The organism is Psychrobacter sp. CX14 (assembly GCF_057396205.2).
In genome coordinates this window covers 1-25210 of record NZ_CM183187.1, presented here as the reverse complement: position 1 = coordinate 25210, position 25210 = coordinate 1, and the positions used below count along the sequence as shown (strand labels likewise).

Below are 25210 nucleotides of genomic sequence, written 5' to 3'. Positions count from 1 at the left end.
TATTTAGTAATAAGTCTTTATTTAATAGGTTTTATATAAGCAAGTAAGCTTATTCCGAAGGCATATATTAGGCGTCTTTATCAATCTTAGAAAAGACAGTTTGAATGGCTTGGGTTGTTTTATCAATTTCACTATCTAGCAATGTAGGATGTACCAAGAACATCAAGCTGGTTTCGCCCAACTGTTTAGCGACGGGTAGTCTCGGATCTGGACGAAGGCCAGTATTATCAAAGGCTTTTTCTAAATAGACCTCAGAGGCAGAGCCTGAGTAGCAAGGAACACCTAACGCATTTATCTCGTCGATAATACGATCACGCGACCAGCCTTCCGGTAGGTTCTCAAGGTTTACATAGACATATAGTTTGTAGTAAGCATGGGTGCAGTTTTCAAAGCCTGACGTCTGTTCCATCACAGGCACATTAAGATAGCCTTTTTCTTCCCATTGCTGGCACGCTTGTAAGATCGCTTGTGCGTTTTTAGTACGTTTAATGGTCCAGTCAGACATACGCGTCAGTTGAATACGACCGATGACAGACTGCATTTCTGTCAGTCGCCAGTTGGTTCCGAAGCTTTCGTGTAGCCAGCGATAGCCGGGTGGGTGTTCGGTTTCATAGACAGCGGCATAGCTTTTACCGTGATCTTTATAGGCCCACATTTTACGCCAAAGCGTTTCATCATTGGTCGTGACCATACCACCTTCACCACCTGTGGTCATGATCTTGTCCTGACAAAAGCTCCAAGCGCCAATATGCCCAATACTACCTACACTGCGACCTTTATATTTAGCACCATGAGCTTGCGCACAGTCTTCAATCACGTATAGTTTATGCTTTTCAGCAAGTGCCATGATGCCATCCATATCACACGGCCATCCTGCTAAGTGGACACAAACGATAGCGCGTGTTTTATCGGTGATTACGGCTTCTATGGTCTCTGGAGAGATATTGCCACTATCTTTATCGATATCAGCAAATACAGGTGTCAGACCGGCATTGACCACACTAGAGATACTAGCGATAAAGGTACGTGGCGTAACGATAACTTCATCGCCAGACTGTAGTTCTAAAGCTTGTAATGCGACATCCAAGGCTAACGTCCCATTACCCATAGCCACGGCGTACTCGCTATCGGCCCACTTTGCAAATTCTTTTTCAAATTCGCGACCCTCTTGTCCGGTCCAATAGTTGACTTTATTAGATAACAGGACACGACTAACCGCATCAGCTTCCTCTTGAGTAAAGCTAGGCCAAGGTTGGAATTGAGTATTTAGCATGATTATAAATCCGTATATTTTTATTTATCGGCTAATAAGTTAAGCAAAATCTTAGGCAAGTTCAGAGCTGGGTTTTATTACTACGTCATCGAACATCATCATAACTACGCCTTCATCGTAGTTACCAAAGCTTTCAGTATTTACGATTTGGTTAACGTTATTTTGTATCAATTCATAGAAATTGACACCCGCACCAAATGCATGCAGATAAGCACCACCAAATCGAGGATTTATTTCAGATAAGAAGTATTTTCCATCTTTGTAGAAAAAGTCTATATCAATTGGCCCATAGAAATTAAAATAAGGAATAATTTCTTTAACTAAATCAAAAAGAGATTCGTCTTTAAATGATACAGTTTTACTGGCGCCACCTATCTTAGTTTCGATTTTCTTTTTAGAAAATGCAGTTACAGCTTTATTACTAATACAGTCCACATAAACGTCTACATCTATGTCTTCACCACTCATTAGTTCTTGAATTATGAAATGGTTATCACTATAGCTGTTTATTCGAGCTTCAAGCTGAGTTAAATTATTTATTTTCTCAGCCCCAACACTGGCGCTTCCAGTTCTTGGTTTGATAAATACAGGAAAGTTAATTTTATTATCCCTTAGACCTGACTTGAAACTTTCTAAACTATCATAGGTAAGAACAGTATCGATATTTTTTTCAGCTAAGAATTTATACATCTCAAACTTATCAAAACATAGTCTAGCTGTTTCATAAGAAGGGCATAAAGGTAGTACACCAAGACTAATAAACTTATCTCTGTTATTCGATAAAACTTCGATTTCAGGATCGATAAGAGTTGTAATAGCTTGAATTGAATTATCTTTACATAACTCTAGAATATATGATAAATATGATGGATCATCTATACGGGGTGATAAAAATGGTTTATCAGCGGAATATAGAGCTGGAGCGTATTTACTACAATCAGTCGCAAATATTTCTGCGTCGATATTATAGCCTTTAAGATTTTGAAGAAGTTTTGCTCTACGTCCTACACTACAAAATAGCATTTTCATAATCTAATCCTCTATGAAGTCTTCTTTTTTACCCCAGAGTAGAGCAAAAGGTTCTGCTTGCATTTCATTTTTAAAGTCTATCAATGATTCTAAATAAGAGTACTGCTGCTGGAATCCAAGTTCATCTTCAGTTTTCGAAATGTCAAATTTTGCTAATAAGGGATCTGGTTTTTCAGGTTTATAAATTTTCTGAGAAGGATTGTTTTTTGGTGAAAAGACCTCAATAATTCCATCAATTTGTTCTTCAAGCGAAACTTCCTTGCCACCAACATTATACATACCGCCAGGAGCGTCAGCCTCAAAACATTGTCCGACAACTTGTGTAAAGTCTTTAATATATACCATTTCCTTTGATCGGGTCGCATCACCCCAAACCTCGATATCTAATGATTTTTGAGCCCTATCCATTAGCATACGGTAGGGCATCATTTGACGTTTAAAGTTGGAGTAGTGATAAGGATTAGGATGATAGTTATATATGGTAAAAAATCTGAGATGAAATCTTCTAAAGTCGTACGTCGCCGCATAATGGTCTATTAAGTCTACGGCCGCATTTTTAGCGATTGTATAAACAGAATGATCACCAGTTAAAGGAAAGCTTTTTGGTTCATCCGCTTTAATCTCATTCGGAGTATTATGATATTGATATTGGTCAAAAGGGGTTTGTGGAAAAACGATTCTTTGACCACCTGCTTTAACCATATATTCTAAAACATTTAATGTGCCTATGGTTATAGATAAAACCAAGGCTGCCGGATTGTAGTTATAGCGAGAGGGGAGTTCTCCTGCCAGATGAACGACACCATAAATATCCATAGGTAGGCAATCAAAAGATTCTTTATTTGTAATATCAACAGAGAAGTAGTGCATACCTTTTGATTCAAAAAAACCATTATCAGAGGGTCTTGATCCAACCGCATATACATCATAGCCAAGTTCTTTTAGATGGACAGATGTGTAGGCACCAAGATTACCTGTGGCACCAAATACAATAATTTTTCTCATATTACTCATTCGCTATTTTATTTAGTTGTGTTGTATATATTGAAGAAGTCAGATGCAGACCATTTTTTCCTAATTAGATTATAACTATTATCTTTTTCTAATAAATATACATTAGGAAAGTATCTAATAAATAAAGGTGAGAGAGTCATTGTATAGGCCCCAACAGATTTATAATGGATCTTATCGCCTATTTTTAATAACTTTGAATCCTGAATCTCAAAGATTTTATCGTACTCTAAACAAGTACCTCCAGCTATTATCTGCAACGGTACTTGAGGAGTTATAGTATTATTAGAAAGTATCGAATAGAAGTAGCTTTGTTTTCTATAAAAAGGGTCTAAGTCGTTTCTAGAGCCATCAGTTGTAATAGCATAAAAGTCTTTGATTTTTTTCACATCGACAACTTGCGATACAAAATCAATGGCTGATGCAACGACTGCATTTCCTGGTTCAACAATAACAGTAATCTGTTCTAGATCAAAATATAGTGATAAACCATTACTTATTGCAGTAAAATATTCATCGAAAGTTGGTTTTCCTTCCATAATGCCATAGAATCCACCACCGATATCGACATACTCCAGTTCTAAAGAGTGTTTCTGCGTTAACTTACCAATATATTTAGCTATTTCTTCATAGGTCTTTACAGCACGAGACAGTGTCGTTCTATGAGCATGTAGCCCAGCTAACTTAATATTACTATATTCTGCAATTTTCTGTAACGCCAACTCCAGCTCGTCATTTTCTGGAGAAAAGCCAAAGCGACTATAACCTTCATTTTGTTTAGCATCTTCTGGTGCAAGAATATCAAGGTCGATATTAATTCTAATACCTACGGAATAAACTTCATCTTTAGGTAGTTCTGAAAGCCAATCAATTTCTTGCTTAGTCTCAATGTTTACAATAGCTCGACTTTTAACGGCTTCTAAAAATGTCAACTTAGATTTTAATGGTCCATTATAAACGATGTTTTTAATATCGAAACCAACCATTTTGGCAAGTTCATATTCATCACTTGAAACTACTTCTGCATAACCACCGTTTTCTTTTATCATTTTTAAAATGTAAGGCAACGAGTTGGTTTTTAAGGAATAGCTGAAAATACTATTTGAAAAATGCTTTGATAAAGAGGACTTGAGAGACTGTATACTAGTATCAAGTGTCTCTTTCTTGACGATAAAAGCCGGTGTTTCTAAATTATGCATATTTTATACTCAGTCTAAAAAATCTTGTTGAGTTACAGCTAATTCGATATCTGCAACATCACTCTTTGTTATTATTTTCTTAATAGTTTTGAAAAATATAAGAGAATCTAGTTTAAAAGAGATATTGTTTACATACCATACATCCATTTCAAACTTATCTTTCCATGTTACTTGATTTCTTCCATTCACTTGAGCCCAGCCAGTAATACCAGGTTTAACAGAATGTCTTAGTCTTTGTTTAGATGTATACATAGGTAGGTACTCTTTTAATAAAGGGCGAGGTCCTATTAAAGACATATCACCCTTTATAACATTAAGTAACTGTGGGATCTCATCTAAAGATGTTTTTCGTAAAAAAGCACCTAAAGGTGTAATACGCTCTCCCATAGGTAGCAAGTTCCCTTCGGAGTCTTTTTTATCATTCATTGTTTTAAACTTAATTAATTTAAAAGTTTTTTCATCTTTCCCTGGCCGTTCCTGAATGAAGAAGGGCTTACCCTCATTAGAGTAGTATAAAGCTACCATTGTTGCTAAAAATACAGGGCTTAATACTACAATTCCAAAGGTGGCGAACAGGAAATCTAGCAGTCTTTTATAGTAAACTTCATACATTCAAGGCTCCCTAACTCAATCTTAAATTAATAATTAAACAAGTTTAATAACAGTCAATGATAAATCTACTAAAACTTAAATATAATACAGAACTATATAATTACTGTTAATTGCATTGTTCTATTATAGATCCATTTCATTTATCATCACTCGATTAACACTATGGACATCAAATTTATCTTCTGCAATTTTACGTGAAGCCTCACCCATTGATCTTATGAGTTCAGGATTAAGAATAAATTTTTCCATGGCCTCAACAAGATCATTGACTGCTTTAACTGGGACTAAGAATCCATTATAGCCATTAATAACCGTTTCACGACAGCCAGGCGCATCAGTAGTAATTATAGGTCTTCCCATGGCCATAGCTTCAAGTACTGTACGAGGAGTCCCTTCACGATATGAAGGTAATACATATATAGAGCTTGCAACAATAGCTGGTTTAACATCACTCAATCGACCCCAAAAATTGAATAGACCTTCTTTAATCCAACTGTCGAGCTCTTGTTGTGTTATAGCTGATGGATTCGAGTCAATATAACCAACTAAATCAAAGTTAATGTGTGGATATTTATATTTTAGGATTCTCGCAGCATTTGCATACTCACGAATACCTTTATCTATTAATAAACGTGCGATTAATAGAAATCTTATTTCAGGCTGATTGTTGATTTTAGGTAATGGAGCATCGTTAATGTTATATTCAGAGATATCAACACCAGAACCATTCACAACTACTGCAGATGTTTTATTATTAATTAATTTTAATTTTTTAAATAAATTAAGGTCATCTGGGTTTTGAAAAAATACTTTTTCAGTTTTAGACAAAGCTTGGCGATATAATTCATGAATAGCTCTTTGAAAATAGCTACGTTTTCCGCTCTCTTCTACTTCCTGAAAAGCATAGCCAAGTCCAGTAATTAGAGCAAATCTATGAGGTACTTTAGCTGCCCATGCTGCTAACATTCCATAAATTACAGGTTTGATTGTATATGTAAGTATGTATTCTGGCTGTATAGTTCTCATAAGAGAATAGAGTGATTTTAGAGTATTTAAATCAGCTATAGGGTTTGTTCCTGTGCGTTGCATTGAAATGTTATGAGTAATGTAGCCTAAGGCTTCTAGTTCTTTTAAAACATTAGGGTAGCTGTCAAAGAGAGGAGTAGCTATATGAATTTCATAACCTCTATTTTTAATAGCCTGAATCAAATGGCCACGAAATTTTAAAATGGAGACTGGATGACTTGCAATAATTAATAGTTTCATTAGGAGTTAGTGCTTTTTGAAGTTTAAAGGTTAGTTAGTTGAGATAAATCTCTAGGTATGCATCTGCATTAGAAGAAAGAGAAAATTTATCTTTAACACGCTCTCTAGCTTTTTTGCCTAATAATTGACGTTCCTCTGCTGTCAAGTTTAAAGCTCTGTTTATAGCGTCGGACAAGGCATTATTATTTTTAGGTTCTACAAGAAAGCCGGTTTCCCCTAAAGCTTCAGCCACGCCGCCACAATCAGTGGAAACGATTAAACATTCAGTAGACATAGCTTCTAATATAACCATAGGTAGCCCTTCCCAAGCGGAGGACATAACATATAAATCACATGCAGACATAAGTTGCTGAATATCTTTTCTTTCACCTAAAAATTCAATAAAGTTTGAGATTTGTAACTTCTGAATCTGATTAACAAATTCATCTTTAAGGGGGCCGTCACCGACGATGTATAGTTTAAAGTCTTTCCGAACTTTTATCAGTTTGGCAATTGACTCAAACAAATTAGGATAGTCTTTAGCTTCATGAAATCTACCTACCGCTAAAAGCATCAGCTTATTACCGACATCTAATTGTTTGCGTTTTATTTCTCTATAATTATCATCGTGTGTGAACTTATGGATATCAATTCCATTTGGAATACAAGTAATATTATTTTCTTTAACTGCGCCTTTCGCAATTAGTGAGCTAACCGCATCATGACTCACATTCGTGGATAAGTCTGCAAGATTCTGTGTAAAACGGTAGGATAACATTCTAAGCGTCCCACCTTCATTACTGCTATGTGATGTACATATCAGCTTTGGAATACGAATGGATAACCTGACTAGTCTCGAGATTATATTTGCGTGATACATATGGCTATGAACTACATCAGGCTTATAGTTCTTAATAATATTACGTATAACAGCATATGCGTGAACAAAATCTTTAGGCCCATTCATATTAACGGGTATAAGCTGAACAGACTTATTTTTAGGCTGAACAACTGCTTTTCCAGTTAAATATATTATCTTGACGTCATGTCCACGATTTACAAGCTCATCAGATAAGCTGGTAACTAAGTGCTCAGCCCCGCCCATCCCTAATCCAGTTACTATCATTAATATTTTCATACCTGTGCTCAGCTCAATTAGTAATCGTTAGTAATAAGGGTGCCTAAAAATTGTAAAGAATGGACTAAAGGATTAGTTTGTATAAAGTTAAGTCTACTTATTTTTTAATAGTTTATGAACCAGAGTGGTAATAAAATAAACGATAATTAATGGGTAAAAAATATTCCTGATATATGCTGAAATAGACCCTAAAGAGTTTCTCTGAATCCAAAAGCCTATAGTGACACCGATGATAAGTATTATAACAGACATGAAGTTACTTCTCATACTTGAGTATGTCCGCCATAAGAGACTAAGAATTAAAGGTATGAAAATTGATATAAATACAACACCACCATACCCAAATGATGCATAGGCTTCTGCCCACACATTATAAGCAAGACCATAATCTAAACCATAAAATAAAGATGGCTGAAAATGGTCATTAAAATATGAAGAAGAGTATCCAAATAGACTGGTTGGGATAGGCAGTAAGGCTAGAAAAGAATAAAAGTAATAGATCTTATCTGACTTATAATTATTAACTAAAACATAATCAAGGATTTGAGAAGTAGATAAAAACTCACTACCTGAAAGTAAATATGATATATCAAAGTTTTCTAACCATAACAATAAGCCTTCATTTATTCCGTAGAAGAGTATATAACTGTAAAGACGCTTACTTAATATGAGTACTAATAAGGCTACAAGACCTGATATAACAAGTTTGTATTTAGATATTAATCTAAGGCGATTGTTTTCTAATAACAAGATACAGGCCCCGAGAACCGCAGTTGTGAAAGCAACTCTTCCTCCGTATACTAGTGATGAAAGTAGAAGTAAACTAAAAATAATCAGAAATGATTTGCTTTTTGTCTTAAGAGCAAGTAAAAAACCTGCTACAGGAAAATAAGAATAAAGAATAAAATACAATAAATTACCTGTTCCTTCTGAAATTTCTTTTTTATTCGTAGACGAAAGCAGTATCGGCATATAAAGAAATAAGCCAATAAGTGAAAAAAACAAAATAACCTTTAATCCAGTTTTATCTATACTTGCGGGTTGTAGGTGTTTGATAGGGTAGTTAGTTCTAGTGGTTAGCAATACTATACTGGAGCCAAGATATGCAAGCCCCATTACTACAAAAATATCCGGAGATGCACTTATATATTGTCCAGAATAAGGATTAACGATAACTCCGAAGAATAAAACAACACTATATAAAAATAATATAAGAATATAGACAGCAATAAAATCAAACTTTCTCACCACAAAAAGTAATAGAGAGATAGTTGTTACTGCATTAGTAATGAAAAAAATATATTGAATGTTGCCCATAATTGCTCATAGTATATTATTTTTTAGTTTGATAACTTAAATTATCTAAAAGTAATTAAATCAATATGATTCAGGAGATTTTATTTTGTATTCTATCTTTTATATTAAGAAGTAGCCCAGCGGGTAAATAAAGTATAGGAACAGAACCTGATGAGTATCTTCGGAAGTTTTTAAATCGCCACCAATTAGAAGCTGCTCGGAACTTTAGTTTAAATTTAGAGTAATGCTTATATTGATTTTTATAAACGTATAACGTTGAGTTTATACAGCGATATCTGTTTTTAATACTATTATCAGTTAGGCCACCGTCTAAGTATTCACAAATATAGCCTTTAAAGTTTATAAACTTAGTCATACCTTTTTTACTAAGCCATAAGAACATGGGAGATTCTGCCATAAAGTTCTCACCATCAAATTCAGGAAAGAAAAAGCCATTTAGAGAACCTGTCCTTATAAGATCTGCTTTATCGCCCGAAATATTTTGATAAATCCTATCTAAATAGGTGTTTAATTCTTTTGGATTATCAAATTTGTCACCTATTGTTTTTCCATCTGGATAGGCCCTTAGAAAAGAAATAGATATATAATCATTGCTAAGTTTGGATGCTTCTATATCTAGATACTCAATTGCATCGTTTTTCAGCCAATCATCACTATCAACAATTAATACCCACTCTGTAACAACTTTTTTAAAAGCCATATTTAAAGCGGTATGTTTACCGCCATTATCTTTTCTAAAGTATCTTATCTGAATTTTATCTTCAGCAATAAAACTTTTAATAGTTTCTGTAGTATTATCGATGCTTCCGTCATCGATGATGAGCCATTCAAAGTTTTTTGATGTCTGTTTTATAAGTGATTCGTAAAGAATTGGCAGGGTATGGGCTCTGTTATAAGTAGGCGTAATTACTGTTATCATTTTAAGGTTTGCTCTTTTCTTGAGTTTATCGATAAAACTAATATCTAAATAAGTTTGAAAAATGAATAAAAAGATATATGTTACTAATCGAGTTAAGTGATAATTAATTGGTAAAGGAAACTTCTACTGTTGTTTAAGTTCTTAGAGGTACATTTTTAAATCAAACTATTGCTACATTCCTATATTAAATATTGCGGAACATTAGCTTATGTGTTTATCAGCACTCTTAAAAGAAAGCTTAAATGAAACTTGGTTATTTATAATTTACGACTCAAAGCAGCATGGAAAGCAAAAAATAGAAATATTTCTGTAACGATTGTTGAAGTTACTGCACCTATGGTCCCAAAGATAGGGATAGTAATAAAGTTAATAATTAAGTTCAACAAAGCTGCAGCTCCCATAATTTTAACTTTAGTATCGATTAAGTCTTTGGTGTGCATTATTGAATCAGAATTCAATGTTAAAAACTTTATAGGGATATATACTGCTAAGGAATAAAGAATATAAAGCGCGGGAATGTATTTGTCACCAAATACAACGGTTATAAAAGGCTTTATGCAGACTATAAATGTAAGAAAGAATAAGCCCCCTACTATAAGACTATACTTAATATGGTTCTTGTATGTATGTTTTAGAGCAGCTTTATTAGCCGTAGCTAAGGTATGAATCTTTTTTAATCTGAAAGTTAAGAAATAAACTCCCGGGATGAGACATACAGCTGTTACAAATACTAAAGAGAAGCCATAGTAACCTACTTCTGTATAATCTAAATAATAGCTTAATATTAATATATCGCTCTGGTAATATATTAAGTAAAACAATCCAGAGAGTCCGTAAGGATATGAATTTTTCAATAATTTAAGTAGGCTAACTTCATCATCATTTAACTTAGAACTACTAGGTGTTTTAAGCGCTAATTCAGCCTTAGTTAATTGCTTAAGGCTTATAATAGACATCAATACCACTATTATCGCTGATAAACTATATGCGACTGCTACATTATAAATGCTAGGAGTTCTTATAGTCAGTACTAAAACTAAGGAAACTAACATTAGTAGTTTAGGCGCCAATTGCCATATCGACAACAGCTTATAGTTTTCCTCGAGTTGGTACTTAAGAGTCGTAAATGAATTATATGAAATAGATATCATATATAAGAAAAAAAAGCAATAGATTATGAAGTAGTTTTCAAGCCCGTTTTTATAATAAGACCAACCTTGTAAGATCACAAATCCCAGTGTTGTAGTTATTACCAACTTCTGAATAACTGCTTTCATCCATCTTGATGCATACTTACCTTCCTCGGAATAGGCACGTAATAAAAAGCTTGTAACCCCGAAGGCTACAATGGGTGCTACTAAGTTGACTAAGTTGATTACAGACGTATAAATACCATAATCATTAACGGACAGCACTTTAGCTAAATATAGCTGTACAAGAAAACCTGAGCCAGCACCTATAAAGACACTAAAGATTAGGTAAAGTATCGATCGCATTAATTATTGATCCTGATTCTTTAAATACCAAATCATGGCTTTATCAATGCCTTGAGAGATTTTAAATTTCGGCTCATATCCGAGTAGGCTGTTGGCTTTACTTACATCGGCTTGACTGTGACGCACATCCCCTGGTCTGAAGTCGCGATAAGTTGGTTCCTGCTCGTAGGTTACATCATTATCTGCTAATGCAGATCTAATGGCATTAAACAGTTCATTCAGCGTAGTGCGATCACCAACTGCTACGTTATACACTTGATTGGTAGCGTCTTCATTTTGAGTTGTCGCCGCTAATATATTGGCTTGTACCGTATTTTCGATATAGCAGAAGTCGCGGCTGGTATCGCCATCACCATTGATGAATACCGTATCATTCTTGATCATGGCAGCAGTCCACTTAGGGATTACTGCTGCATAAGCACCGTCTGGATCTTGGCGACGACCAAAGACATTGAAGTAGCGTAAACCAATGCTCTTGAAACCATATGAGCGAGCGAAGACATCGGCATAAAGCTCATTCACATATTTCGTGACCGCATAAGGAGACAACGGCTTACCAATTTTGTCTTCAACTTTGGGTAGGCCAGGGTGGTCACCATAGGTTGAGCTACTAGCGGCATATGTAAAGCTTTTGACTTCTGCATCACGCGCAGCGGTTAGCATATTCAAGAAGCCTGAGATGTTGACCTCATTAGTCGTAATAGGGTCAGCAAGTGAGCGAGGTACTGAACCAAGAGCTGCTTGATGAAGTACGTAATCAACACCTGAGCAGACCTTTTGACAGTCTGTGAAGTTACGAATATCACCTTCAATAAATCTAAAACGTTGCCATTGTTCAGCAGATACTAAGCTTTGCACTTCATCTAAGTTTTTCTGATAACCAGTAGCAAAGTTATCTAACCCAACTACAGTTTGGTTGAGCTTTAATAACGTCTCAAGAAGGTTTGAGCCAATAAAGCCTGCAACCCCTGTGACAAGCCAAGTCTTAGGAGTGGCAATTAGGTCTTGTTGAATTTTTTGGTATTGGGTCATAGAATGTTACTCTTTTATATTTCATAAATTCAGCAGATATAGGGTTTACTCTATAGTTGTGAGCTTTTTACAAACGAATATCACTCAGCTCACTATCAAATAGATATTTTAAATCATAAAGTACATGATTCTGATTACCTAGTGCTCGAATTTTATCTACACCCATTTCAACGAACTGATTATGAGCCACTGCCAAGATAATGCCATCGTAGCTATTTCGTTCTAGATTAGCAATGTCATTAATAGGAGTAATGTCATACTCATGTTGAGCCTCATTAGCATCTACCCAAGGATCGTAGACATCAACGTCGATGTTGTACTCTGCAAGCTCATGAACGATATCAATCACTTTGGTATTGCGCACATCAGGACAGTTTTCTTTAAAACTCAATCCTAATATTAAAACCCTCGCACCCTCAACTTGAATGCGTTTTTTAATCATAGTTTTTACTAACTGCGTAACGACATATTCGCCCATACTATCATTAAGTCGACGACCCGCTAATATAATTTCTGGGTTATAACCAATCGCTTGTGCTTTATGAGTCAAGTAGTAAGGGTCTACACCGATACAGTGTCCTCCCACCAGACCTGGTCGGAAAGGTAGGAAGTTCCATTTAGTACCAGCAGCAGTTAATACTGCTTCGGTATCAATCCCCATTTTATTGAAGATTACTGCCAGTTCATTAATTAAAGCAATATTCACATCACGCTGGGTATTTTCAATAACCTTAGCCGCTTCAGCGACTTTAATAGAAGGCGCCTTATGTGTGCCAGCAGTAATTATTAAGTTGTATACCTGATCGACTAAATCAGCCACTTCAGTCGTTGAGCCTGCGGTAACTTTTAGAATGTTAGTCACTCGATGTTCTTTATCACCTGGATTAATACGCTCAGGGCTATAACCTGCATAGAAGTCTTGGTTAAATTTAAGTCCTGAGCTATGTTCTAATTCAGGGATACACACTTCCTCAGTTGCGCCAGGGTAAACGGTTGATTCGTAAACCACAATATCGCCCTTTTTAAGTACACTACCAATGGCAGTAGAAGCTTTAATTAAAGGGGTTAAGTCGGGTTGTTTATAGGCATCGATAGGGGTGGGAACAGTGACGATATAAAAGTTACAGTCTTCAAGGTCCCTAATAGTTGAACTAAACTCTAAATGTTTAGCACTAGCTAGCTCTTCTTCACTCACTTCTAAGGTATGATCGGTTCCAGAATGAAGCTCTGATATTCTATTTTGATTAATATCAAAGCCAATGACAGAATAATTTTTTCCGAATTCGACTGCCAAAGGTAAGCCGACATAGCCTAGTCCTATAACTGCAATCTTAAGGTCTTCAAGATTTAACATGGATCACCTTTCAATTTAGAGTTTTTTTTAGTATTAAATATATTTAATAGATTTTTGAGATACTTTATATCAGTTGGGCTTATAGCCGTCTACATAATGGATAAATTGGTGTTTTAACCAATTGACATCATGATGTTGTGAACGAGTAGATAATTCAGATAATGTTGCTTCAATCTCTTTCAATTCAAAGCTGTGCTCACGAGCTTGCATGATCAGTGGATGGACAGTTGGTTCAATATTGTCATCCCCTATAATCAGCTCTTCATACAGCTTTTCGCCAGGACGCAGGCCACTAAATACTATTTCAATATCACCTTCGGGATGTGTATCGTCTTTTATCTCATAGCCACTGAGATGAATCATACGTCGTGCCAGATCAACTATCTTAACAGGATTACCCATATCCAGTACAAATACTTCCCCGCCTTGTGCCATTGCGCCTGCTTGGATCACTAGGTTCGCAGCTTCAGGTATGGTCATAAAGTAGCGTGTTACTTCAGGATGGGTTACCGTAATGGGCCCGCCCTTTGCAATTTGCTTAGTAAATAGGGGCACCACGGATCCTGATGAACCTAATACATTACCAAAGCGAACCATACTAATAGTCGTACTGCTCTTTTGCTCACTAAACCCTTGACACACCAGCTCTGCCAGTCGTTTAGAAGCACCCATAATATTGGTAGGACGTACTGCTTTATCAGTAGATATCAATACAAAAGTTTCAACTTTTGACTCTACCGCCGCGTTAACACAGTGATAAGTGCCCTTAGCATTATTAATCGCCCCTTCAAAGGGGTTAAATTCAACAATAGGGACGTGTTTATACGCTGCAGCATGGTATACCGTCTGTATGTCATACTGATTAAATACTTTAATTAACTTATCTTGGTTGTTTACATTACCGAGTAAAGCAATGATCTCAGTATGGGGATGATCAGGATGTTGAGCTTGCCAAGCAAGTAGATCTTGATGGATGGCATATAGCGCATATTCAGACAACTCATAGAGGACCAAACATTTAGGACTATTTTTAATAATCTGCCGACACAGTTCACTACCGATAGAGCCACCAGCGCCAGTGACTAATACATTCTTGTTTTCAATATTTTTAGCCAGTAGTTTTTGATCGGGTTCTACCGTTTGTCGATCCAGTACATCAAGGATATCCACTCGGCGCATGGTACTGACCGTGACTTTACCTTCTGCGATATCATGTAGGCTAGGCAGTTGCTTGATTTTGACTGACATTTCGGTAAGGCGATCTATGATGTCACGTCGACGTTGGCGACTGACGGAGGGCATAGCCAAAAACACCTGCGCCACATTTAGGTCAGAAACCAGTTTCTCAATGTGAGTGGCAGGGTAAATCTTTTTGTTTAAGATACGTCCACCAGTGAGACCATTATCATCATCGACAAAGGCTACCACTTGATAGCGTGGGGAAGTTTGTAAGGCATCTAGCAAGGCTGTACCGGACGTCCCCGCCCCATAGATAATGACCTTATCTCGATCAGATGTACCGTGACCATCCGTATAGTAAACAGGCTTACCCTGTAGGCGCAGCAGTAAGTCGCGGAAGATAAGACGACTGCTCCATAGCCATATAAACAACATAAATAAATAGAGTAGCGGCACGGAACGCGGGATACTGCTAATGCCTTCTAACAGATAAGCCACCGTAAATAGGATCAATATCCCCACAAACAGCAGCAATACCTTACGCATATCAGTATCAAAGAATATACGTGTCACGCCGCGGTAAAAGCCAATGAGGTATAGACCTACGATAGGTACTAAACCATATAAAGAGACCAATAAAGGACTGGCGTTGACATCGAGCACCCCTTGACGTAAAGACAACGCCAAAAATAAACACAGTATTGAAACCGCATAATCAACCGTTAGCAAAACCGCTTGCTTAGCGGGGCGCGGTAATTCTAATAGCCATTCAGCAACTTTTTTTAGCACAGTAGGTTGACCAAACTCAGTATGTTGATTTACTACTGCCTCACTATTGTGAGTTTGGCTTCTATTACTAATACCATTTTTATCATGACGGCTTTTATTAGGATTGTGTCGCATTTTGATATCGCTAGTTTGATGTTCTGGTCTATTAGATTAACACGGAGTGACTAACAGTTAGCATTTACCTTGCTTCAAGGGACATACTAACTTGCTAGTCTTTCGAATTACCATACGCATAGTTATAGTGGTAGCTATATTTGTCAGTGATGCCTTGTACCACATCATTTAGCACGATACCATCTACCGTGATATTAGCCTTATGCATTTGATTAATCGCATAAGAGACCTGTCCTTCAATAGAATCATTATAGCGTACCACAATCAGTACTTTATCCGCATACTGTGCGGTAATCATCGCATCCGATACGGCTAAGATAGGCGGCGTGTCAATAATAATATAATCATAGACAGATACTAACTGTAGCACCATAGTCGCAAATTTATCAGTGGACAACAGCGAAGCAGGGTTATTCGGATGTTTACCTCGTGGCATAAAGTCAATAAATTCAAAGCTAGTCGGCTGTATATAGTCAGCAATAGTCAACCCAGCTGAGTCCGTTAAGTAGTCACCAAGTCCCATATTATGATTGACAGTAAAGATATGATGTAGCTCACCACGACGCATATCACCATCGATAATCAGCACCTTTTTATTTAACTGAGAAAACGTCTCTGCTAAGTTAGACGCAATAAAGGACTTACCAATACCAGGCGATTCACCACTGACCACAATGACTTTACCAGGCTTGCGATGAGTTAACTGTTCATCGTGTAGTTGGTTTCTATCACCCAGTACAGTCGTTATCTTACTCACAGGTGGCATGGCAAACATAAGCGCTGTACGTAGGCTTTTTATGCCTTCATAGCTCAGTCCATCGTGCTCGACGGTTGCAAGTAGACGGCGGTTATTTTTATTATTGTTTTTACTGAGATTAAAGGAGGTCTTAGAGCGTGGAATAGTGGCGATAACTGGTACGCCCGTCTTGGCTTCCAAACGCTCCGGATCTTTAACCGTATTACGCAGTAAGCTCTTAAGAAATACCAGTAAAGTACCCAGCATTGTACCTAGTAGTAATGCCAATACCCAAATTTGTAGCTTTTTAGGCGCAATAGGTTTGTAGGTACTAATCGGCATATCGACCACCCGTACATAACCAATCTCACCGGCGCGCGCAATCTTAAGCTGCTCGTAGTTCTTCAGCATGGTCAGATAAATTTCACGATTGATATCCATATCTTGTGATAACTGTAAGAACTGACGCTGTACTTCCGGTAGACCGGATAAGGTATCTTTTATTTCTTGACGACGTGCATTAAGCACTTCCAGTTGGTCATTGATCTGAATGACTAACGGATGCTCGTCAGTATAATAGGTCAACAGCTCGGCTTGCTTTAAGTTAAGCTCACTTAATTGCCGCTCTATTTGCGCACTCTCTTCTAGCAGTATTTCCGACTCTTTACTAACATCAATGGTGCCGTACTCTTCGCGAAACTTATTAAAAGCCTCTTCCGCTTGCTCGAGCTTTTCTTTTAACTGAGGAATCTGAGACTCCATAAACTCAATCGTCGTCGTGGTTTGCTGAGAACCACGCGCTAAGTTTTGATCCACGTAAGATTGCACCACATTGGACAATACTCGGCTCACTTGTTTTTGATCGTTGCCAGTGAGCGTCAGTTGAACAATACCGGTTTGCTTACCACGCTCAGAAACGGATAAATTTTGACTGAGTGCGTCAATAGCAGAGGGCGTTGACAGATTGCTGATACTAATGGTATGGCCTACTGCTGGTAATGCAGTAACTTGAATATGTATATCACCTTCTGGCGTACGTATGGTTACTGGTGTTCCTAAGTTACCAGTATAAGCAACAGTTTCTTTGTTTAATTCTGTACTTAACTCAAACCCCGAATCTGTTTTCACCAGATTAAACGTTTTACCTTGATAGGCCAACGGTACCTCAAAGTTTGCGATTTGTACTTGCCCGTCTCCAGTCTCTAAGAACACGCCTTTATCAGTGCTAGTCTGAGTAGGGACGCTTGACTGAGCAATACGATCTAGCGCGCCTATTGCAGGATCACTAACCCTTATATCTAGATGCAACTTGTCCACTACCGGCTCAAGTACCATACGCGACTTAATTAGCTCGCGTTCAGTCTCAGCAGGGCTGGTACTTTCACCCACCAGTTCAGAGATGTTGCTACCTAATGCAGCGATGCCAGAAGACTTATCATCGATTTGGATCAGCGCATCTGTTTTGAAAGTTGGCTGCACAAATCGACTATAAGTAAAACCTAGTATCAGGCCGATTAACGCACAGCCAAGGATGATCTTCCAGCCTTGTAATAAGGTCAGCAATAGCGCAATCAGATCGATCTCATCGTCCTGTTGAGTGGTCGTATTGGTCGCAGGGTTTGGCACTGTTTTGCTCATAGGGTTTCGCTATATCTAAATCAGGGGTTAAATCGAGTGTTAAGTTTATACTAGCTCAGACGGCTCTATGTTTGCAGGTCGTTTGCCCGTCGTATGTAGAGCAAGACACCCTACACCAGTTTATCTTGCCAGTCGTCGATACTGGTGACGATGTCGTTATACGCCGTCTCAAATGCTGATATTTCATGTTTATAGGGGTCAGCAATGTCTTTATCGCGCCAGTGACCCAACTTAAAAGTCTTACCACGACAAAACGGCCAACGATCTTCGATCCATTTGGTTTGACTGTCTGACATGGTAAAGATCAGATCTGCTTTGCGTACCAAATCATCATCGATCTGTTTCGCCACATGGTCGCTAATATCGATCTCATTGTGCTCTGCCATGATTTTAATAGAGGCAGGGTCTGCAGGATGATCGACCAAAGCGCCCACACCAGCAGAGTCAATATGCTTATTGGGGAAGCGCTGTTTTAATAACGCTTCTGCCATGGGACTACGACAGATATTGCCGATACAAACTACCAATATATTGTCAAATGCCATAGGGTACCACTCAAAATATTAAAACAAATAAAAATATAAAACTTATGCAAAAAAGCTAGATTTCGGTGATTCAGGCGACTAGGGATTATTTATGAAGCCTCTGGAACTACTGTACAGCAAGCGAATAAATGATACCCAGTCGCCACAAATTCTAACTATGCATAAGAAATCATAAAAACACTGCAAAACGCTAAAACAGACTAAACGGCGTTGACCATCTACAGCGTCGCTAACTGACGGATAGCGGTTGATGACGGTAAGATCGAGTTGATAAATCGTGACCAGCGCGTTAAGCCAGTAGGATCGACATAGACGATATCATTAGGCTGCATCTCAAAGCGATTGGCTAATGCCAAGTTGGTCACCGTTTGCAGATTAACATAATATATATCAGTATAAGAAGCGTTACCATGGTCGCGAACAATATAGATTTTTGCCGCATCTGCCGTTAATGGGTTTAAGCCGCGTGACTGTCCCATAACATGGGCTAGCGTTAACCCTTGTTCAGGTATTTCTACTGGTTCAATCTGTCCGAATTCACCCAATACATATACCTTATTACGATCTAAGCTATTTACATGGACTGAATCACCATCTTGTAAATAGATTTGATTCGCAGATATGCCCATTTCTTGTAGATCGCGTAAGCCTAGATGATACTGAGTACCATTACGTGTTAATACCACACTATTGGTGTCGCCTTCAGGTGTTTGTCCACCTGCTAAAGATATCGCACTGTATAGAGTTACTGGGGCATCCGCGATATTAAACTCACCGGGTTGACGCACTTCGCCATCGATAAAGAATTTACTGCCTCGGAAGTTAACGATCTTCACTTGAGGGTCAGGATACTTTAAATAACGCTGTAGTTGACTACGTAAGCTGGCAGTGAATTGACTCACGGTGAGTCCACTGGCCTTAACACGGCCAACCAATGGAAACTGGATATAGCCTTGTTGATCGACAGGATAGCCTGATGCGTAGGGGTTAGATGCATTAACGGATGTCGTATTAGGAGGTGTAATTTCCGGATAGCTAATCAGGTTAATGTTTAAGATATCACTGGTTGAGATACGATATTCAGAGCCACGAGATTTTGACCCACTCAATAACTCACGCACGCGTGAATTCTTCGTCCCTAAGCCTGGATGACTGTTATTCAAACCGCTATAAGTGGGTGAAGAAGGTAAATTTGCTAAGCTTAATGGCTGAATATTAAATTGCATACCATTGTCTGCAATAAAGGCGCCTTGTGGTGGTAGTTCGCCAGATTGCAGACCAGAGTTTATACTGGTACATCCTGAAGTTAACCCGATAAGCACCGCTAAAGTGGTGCTAGTAAGCAATGATTGAGGACGTTTTAAAACATTCATGTTAACTTCTCTACCTTTTTTACGACGACGCTTTACAACAGCATAGGTCTTATCTTGTTGAGCTTAATACAATTAATTGAATTTAAATACGTCATTAAATTCAGTACATAAGACAGCTTGGATCTTTAATAAGTCTATATGCTTTATAAACTGTGCTCAAAATGTATACATTATTACCGCTATTTTAACACTAAATTAAGTGCGCTGTCTCAATATGCGCGTATCTTACTATAAAAAAGAGGATAGTTGCTATAGCAGTAGGGATTTAATAGTAGAGCCGATAGCAGTAAAATAAGCTCAAATATAGGCTAGAGTAGTAGTCATAGCACTAGGAGCAATAAACTTGCTTTCAATGGGCTTATTCTAAATATAACTTAAATCTTATACTCAAATCCTAGTCAGCTAAGAAAATTGTGCTTAAAGAGATCACTACCACCATTCAGGCTCAGTAACTTTTGTCTTGGCATCTTCTTCAACCTCAACTGTATTTTTTGGCACTTCGCTAATAAACCGAGAGATTTTGTCAAAATATCCTGAGAAGCTCGAAAAATAATTTGGCGCCGTTAAATACAAATGAGTTTTGGCTCGACTACATGCAACGTAAAACAGTTTACGTTCTTCCTCTAACGATTCAAAGTCGTCTAATGAGCGATGATGCGGCATTAAGCCATCTACCAAGGCATTAATAAATACCACTGGCCACTCAAGTCCTTTTGCACTGTGAATCGTCGAAATCGTCACTGCGTCATTGTCTTGCGCCGCAGCTTCGCCCTGGGTGGCAACAGAATCATTAGGCGGATCGAGCGCAAGGTTCTCCAAAAAGCGTTCAATACTCGCATGCTCTTGCGCCAAGCTCTTAAGTACGCGAAAATCTTCAGCACGTTCACGCCAATTATCTTCAATAGCCTTTAATACCGGCATATAAAATTCAATCAGTTTATTGATAATATCGGTTATCGATTCAGCCTGTTCGGCTTGAGTGAGCACATGATACAACTCAGCGAGCTGCTCATTATTTTTATTAAGCTTAGGGTCGCGCAGTGGTTCTAAAGAGTTGCCTTGCTGATTAATCGATTGGGTCAGTCTAGTCGCTGTAACACTACCAACCCCTTTAAATAGCGTCAAAATACGGTGCCAAGAAATAGTGTCATTGGGATTATATAATATTTTAACCAATGCCAAGATGTCTTTAATATGGCGTTTTTCAATAAACTTAATACCGCCAACTACGATAAAAGGAATACCGCGCTCCATAAACTCTATCTGGATATGGCTAGACTGAAAGGAGGTGCGCCCCAGTACTGCGAAATCATTATAGTCGTGCTCGGGCTTTAATTCGATGATTTTATCAGCAATATATTTGGCCTCTTGTGTCTCATTACTGCGTCGACAAAAGGACGGTTTAAGTCCTTGTATCGGCATATCTGAGAAGAGCTTCTTTTGATAGCCAAGAGTGATTTGCTCCGATAAGGCATTGACGTAATCGAGCACAGCGGGCGTACTGCGATAATTTTGCTCGAGTTTGATCAGCTTAGCTTCTGGGTAGCTGTCGCCAAATAACAGGATGTTTTCATAATTAGCCCCGCGAAAGGCATAAATACTCTGATTATCATCACCGACCACCATTAACGATACATTTTCAGGCTCGCAGATATAGTCAATCAGCTGCTTTTGCGGAATATTGGTATCTTGATACTCATCGACCATCACATGACGGTAAGTGTCTTGCAGGATTTTACGGAACTGTTTGTTAGTCTTTAGGTGCATGACCACTTGACCGATAATGTCATCAAAATCATAAAGGTGATTGGCACGTTTATAATGATGAAACTCTTGAGCCAATTGTTCAATTGCATCTATATGAATGATTAAATCAGGATAGTCATTTTCAATTAAATCACGAATAAGGATGCGGCGATTGCGCGAAGTAGAGATAATATTTTGCAGGCGTTTTTTACGCGGGAAGGCCTGTTTGGTGTTTTTGGCAGAATAGCCTTTTTCTTTACAAATAAGGTCAATCGCATCCTCACTGTCACCGGTATCTAAAATAGTGAATCTTGGGTTAATGCCTAACAGCCCCGAGTAGCGACGCAGCAGCATATTACAAAACGAGTGAAAGGTGCCACTAGTAATATCATTAGGGTTTTGGTTATCCGGTAGGCGATCTGACAGTAAGGTTTTGACCCGACTTTTAATCTCATTAGTAGCTTTACGGGTAAAGGTAAGCAATAGAATACTATTCGGCGCTGCACCTTTTTCAATCAGGTAACTGGTTCGGTAAGTTAAGGTTTTGGTTTTACCAGATCCGGCGCCAGCAATAACAAGCGCTTTGCCTTGAATAGTAGTCGCTGCCAAGCGCTGACTTGGGTTTAATTCATTAAGATAATCGACAGACAGTTCTAAATCATCAACCTTTGAGTCATCATTGTTTTCAGATATAGATTCTGGCGTGATGAGATTGGCTTCAAGCTTTGCAATGGACTGACGTAGGTTACCAATCTTACCTCTGATGTCATCATGTAGCAGCGGATAAGTATAGGTATGGGTGTCAAATAAGGTGTCAGTCATAGTATCCCCTTTTTGGGTCATTGGCGGTCAAGGGTTCAAAAAGGAATATAAAGTAGGGCGTGTCCCTAATTGGATTATTGGGTCAAAAATTGTTTAAGAGCATGAGTGAATTGCACCGGCGCATCCATAGGTATAGCGTGGCCGGAATGTGCAATCTTAATAACAGTACTATTAGGTAGGGAGTCTGCGACTTTATATTGCCAAGCAGGGTCATATAACTTTGACCGACCGCCAATTAATAGCGTAGTGGGTGTCGAGGTTGTCAGTGCTTCTCGATAATCATAAGGTAGAGTCAGGTAAGCCTCTAGACCATGCAGCTTCTGTCGCCATGTCTTGTGCTCATAAAGTGCCAGTTTATGCGGCGCTTGATAGGCCATGGCATTCACCAACCAGCGCGATGAGGGGCGATCTACTGACATTAGGGAGAAAGCAGTCTCCATTTTGACGATTTGCTGTTTAACCGGATAAGGCAGATGGCTAAACTCAGTGATGGCTGTTTTTTGAGTGTCTAACTTATTGGTATAAGGTAGCGTGGCCTCAAGTACGTCACTAAACTGTTCAAAGACCTCCGCTTGTTTATCGCCAAAAACACCACCCTGCCAATCAGGCTGATTATGCACAATCGGAGATTGGTCAATATTTAGATAACGACGCACTCGATTTGGGCGGGTACTGTTGTTTGGGCGGTCACTGTTGATAGTAGATTGACGAGCGCTAATTAAATCAACAGATGCAGCAGGTGAGTGCGGATGACGATTAAAATAGGCCCACATCACTAAGGCACCCATAGAAATCGCTGCCACATCTATCGATTCAGCCTGATGAGTATGACAAATATGCTCAAGCAACACGTCAACATCATCGGCATATTGCTCAATAAAATCAAACTGCGTTGAAGGGCTATCAGCCGCAAGTCCCCAACCACGCAAATGGGGTAGATAAAATTGAAACTGCTTTGTTAGCGGTAAAATAAAAGGCAGAAATTGCCGCGCGTCCATCCCAAAGGCATGTAACAGCAAAACAGGTTCGCCTTCGCCAATCACATTGACTGGAATCAAGAAGCCATCATCCGCAACCACATGTTGCAAACGTAGATGATACGGCTGCAACAAGCGACTGTTTAGTGGCAATCTATTTAATAGGGAGCTATTTAGTAGGGCGTTATTTAATAGGGGTTTTTTTACTAGGGAGCTATTTAATAGATTGCCACTGACGACTTTTTTACCCAATACTTTAAGCATAGCTGTTGTCATTAAGCGTTAAAGTCTGGCGAGTCAATACATTCAACCACATTTAAATCAAAGCCAGATAGGGCGTTGAATTTCAGCGGGGTTGATAATAAACGCATATCACGCACGCCTAGGTGACGTAAAATTTGTGCGCCAACACCAATACTGCGGTAAGGCTGATTAGATAACGTCGATAGCGACTGATTATTGGTCGCCCGTTCTAATACCTCCCCAAGATCTACAGGCTCATTGTTACCAATCCACACCAACACACCACGTTCAGACTGACTGATCTCTTTTAGTGAGCTTTGCACGCTCCAACCACTACGGCCGGTTTCATCACGCTTAGCTGCGAATAAATCACGTAAAGGATGGAAGCCATGCACACGTACGGTACTCACGCCTTCGCTTGGATCGCCTTTGACTAAGGCTAAATGCGTCTCTGACGCACCATATTCTTGGAACTGATATAAGGTGAAGGTGCCAAAGTCAGTTTCAAAGGGGCGTTTATTCACCTCTTTTACGGTTTGCTCATTGGCAATACGGTAGTTAATCAAGTCAGCAATGGTACCAATTTTAAGGTCATGCTCTGCGGCAAATTTTTCTAAGTCATCACGGCGGGCCATGGTGCCATCTGGATTGATAATTTCAACGATAACCGCTGCTGGCTCAAGGCCGGCTAGTCGGGCTAAGTCGCAGCCTGCTTCAGTATGGCCGGCACGGTGCAGAACGCCGCCATTTTGCGCCATAATTGGGAAAATATGACCGGGTTGTACGATGTCTTCTGCTTTTGCTGATGACGATACAGCAGCTTGAACAGTACGTGCGCGATCCGCAGCAGAAATACCCGTGGTTACGCCTTCAGCAGCTTCAATCGATACTGTGAAGTTGGTGCTAAATTTGGCTTGGTTACGGTCACTCATTAGCGGTAATTCAAGACGACGGCAGCGCTCTTCGGTCAAGGTCAAACAAACCAAACCGCGTGCATGGGTAATCATGAAGTTAATGGCTTCAGGATTGATGTGAGTGGCTGCTATAATCAAATCGCCTTCGTTTTCACGGTCTTCATCATCCATCAAGATGACCATTTTGCCTTCACGAATGTCTTCAATGATGTCTTTAATATTATCTAGTGCCATAGCAATGGATCTCTTTTATTGTTTAATAATGTTGTTTAGTCAAGGATTTTATAGGCGACCATTGTACCCCTAACTGAGGTTTAGTGCCATTAACTGCCATGAATCAACGGTATTGAAATGATTAACCGTATTCAGTGTGATTGAGCTTCTTATTAACCCTACTAAGATGATTTAATGCTACTAAGACGATCTAATAGCACTAAGATGATTTTGTATTGGGCTGCGATTGTAGCCACTGCATAAATTGTAAGCTGTGCTGCTCGCGTTGATTATCT

At 38.6% G+C, this 25210-nt stretch carries 19 protein-coding genes; all 19 read right to left on the bottom strand.

What is annotated here, in order from left to right; genetic code table 11:
• Positions 1-67 precede the first annotated feature (67 nt).
• The 19 genes from AC2SLO_RS00095 to ribBA all read right to left on the bottom strand — a co-directional run bounded on the left by AC2SLO_RS00095 (position 68) and on the right by ribBA (position 24935).
• Positions 68-1273, bottom strand: a complete 1206-nt coding sequence (locus AC2SLO_RS00095; protein ID WP_486541469.1) for a DegT/DnrJ/EryC1/StrS family aminotransferase — start codon at positions 1271-1273, stop codon at positions 68-70.
• Between the two features lie 51 nt (positions 1274-1324).
• Positions 1325-2302 (bottom strand): ATP-grasp domain-containing protein, encoded by a 978-nt coding sequence (locus tag AC2SLO_RS00090; RefSeq protein ID WP_486541471.1) that lies wholly within the window; start codon positions 2300-2302, stop codon positions 1325-1327.
• A 3-nt stretch (positions 2303-2305) separates the two neighbouring features.
• Positions 2306-3307 carry an NAD-dependent epimerase/dehydratase family protein gene (locus AC2SLO_RS00085; protein WP_486541473.1) on the bottom strand — a complete coding sequence of 334 codons (1002 nt, stop codon included), beginning with the start codon at positions 3305-3307 and terminating at the stop codon, positions 2306-2308.
• A 17-nt stretch (positions 3308-3324) separates the two neighbouring features.
• Positions 3325-4512: a type III PLP-dependent enzyme domain-containing protein gene (locus AC2SLO_RS00080; protein WP_486541475.1), complete on the bottom strand. Its 1188-nt coding sequence runs from the start codon at positions 4510-4512 to the stop codon at positions 3325-3327.
• A 9-nt stretch (positions 4513-4521) separates the two neighbouring features.
• The gene (locus AC2SLO_RS00075) at positions 4522-5124 is read right to left on the bottom strand and encodes a sugar transferase (RefSeq protein WP_486541477.1); all 603 of its coding nucleotides are present in this window, start codon (positions 5122-5124) and stop codon (positions 4522-4524) included.
• 123 nt (positions 5125-5247) lie between these two features.
• Positions 5248-6390 carry a glycosyltransferase family 4 protein gene (locus AC2SLO_RS00070; protein WP_486541479.1) on the bottom strand — a complete coding sequence of 381 codons (1143 nt, stop codon included), beginning with the start codon at positions 6388-6390 and terminating at the stop codon, positions 5248-5250.
• A 34-nt stretch (positions 6391-6424) separates the two neighbouring features.
• The gene (locus tag AC2SLO_RS00065) at positions 6425-7507 is read right to left on the bottom strand and encodes a glycosyltransferase (RefSeq protein ID WP_486541481.1); all 1083 of its coding nucleotides are present in this window, start codon (positions 7505-7507) and stop codon (positions 6425-6427) included.
• Positions 7508-7600: 93 nt separating this feature from the next.
• Positions 7601-8824: an O-antigen polymerase gene (locus tag AC2SLO_RS00060; protein WP_486541483.1), complete on the bottom strand. Its 1224-nt coding sequence runs from the start codon at positions 8822-8824 to the stop codon at positions 7601-7603.
• 70 nt (positions 8825-8894) lie between these two features.
• Positions 8895-9743 (bottom strand): glycosyltransferase family A protein, encoded by an 849-nt coding sequence (locus AC2SLO_RS00055; RefSeq protein WP_486541485.1) that lies wholly within the window; start codon positions 9741-9743, stop codon positions 8895-8897.
• Positions 9744-10000: 257 nt separating this feature from the next.
• Entirely contained in the window at positions 10001-11239 is a 1239-nt protein-coding gene (locus tag AC2SLO_RS00050) for an oligosaccharide flippase family protein (protein WP_486541487.1), read from the bottom strand.
• A 3-nt stretch (positions 11240-11242) separates the two neighbouring features.
• On the bottom strand, positions 11243-12271 hold the full coding sequence (locus tag AC2SLO_RS00045; RefSeq protein WP_486541489.1) for an NAD-dependent epimerase/dehydratase family protein: 1029 nt from the start codon (positions 12269-12271) through the stop codon (positions 11243-11245).
• 67 nt (positions 12272-12338) lie between these two features.
• Positions 12339-13625, bottom strand: a complete 1287-nt coding sequence (tviB, locus tag AC2SLO_RS00040) for a Vi polysaccharide biosynthesis UDP-N-acetylglucosamine C-6 dehydrogenase TviB (protein WP_486541491.1) — start codon at positions 13623-13625, stop codon at positions 12339-12341.
• A gap of 69 nt (positions 13626-13694) precedes the next feature.
• Complete coding sequence (locus tag AC2SLO_RS00035; protein WP_486541493.1) at positions 13695-15707, bottom strand: polysaccharide biosynthesis protein; 2013 nt, start codon at positions 15705-15707, stop codon at positions 13695-13697.
• Between the two features lie 94 nt (positions 15708-15801).
• The gene (locus tag AC2SLO_RS00030; RefSeq protein ID WP_486541495.1) at positions 15802-18081 is read right to left on the bottom strand and encodes a polysaccharide biosynthesis tyrosine autokinase; all 2280 of its coding nucleotides are present in this window, start codon (positions 18079-18081) and stop codon (positions 15802-15804) included.
• A gap of 110 nt (positions 18082-18191) precedes the next feature.
• On the bottom strand, positions 18192-18626 hold the full coding sequence (locus tag AC2SLO_RS00025; protein WP_486541497.1) for a low molecular weight protein-tyrosine-phosphatase: 435 nt from the start codon (positions 18624-18626) through the stop codon (positions 18192-18194).
• A gap of 218 nt (positions 18627-18844) precedes the next feature.
• A complete protein-coding gene (locus AC2SLO_RS00020) occupies positions 18845-19999 on the bottom strand; it encodes a polysaccharide biosynthesis/export family protein (RefSeq protein ID WP_486541499.1) in 1155 nt (384 codons plus the stop codon).
• 429 nt (positions 20000-20428) lie between these two features.
• A complete protein-coding gene (locus AC2SLO_RS00015; RefSeq protein WP_486541501.1) occupies positions 20429-22567 on the bottom strand; it encodes an ATP-dependent helicase in 2139 nt (712 codons plus the stop codon).
• A gap of 74 nt (positions 22568-22641) precedes the next feature.
• The gene (locus tag AC2SLO_RS00010) at positions 22642-23808 is read right to left on the bottom strand and encodes an alpha/beta hydrolase (protein WP_486541503.1); all 1167 of its coding nucleotides are present in this window, start codon (positions 23806-23808) and stop codon (positions 22642-22644) included.
• 11 nt (positions 23809-23819) lie between these two features.
• The gene (gene ribBA / locus AC2SLO_RS00005) at positions 23820-24935 is read right to left on the bottom strand and encodes a bifunctional 3,4-dihydroxy-2-butanone-4-phosphate synthase/GTP cyclohydrolase II (protein ID WP_486541505.1); all 1116 of its coding nucleotides are present in this window, start codon (positions 24933-24935) and stop codon (positions 23820-23822) included.
• Positions 24936-25210 lie beyond the last annotated feature (275 nt).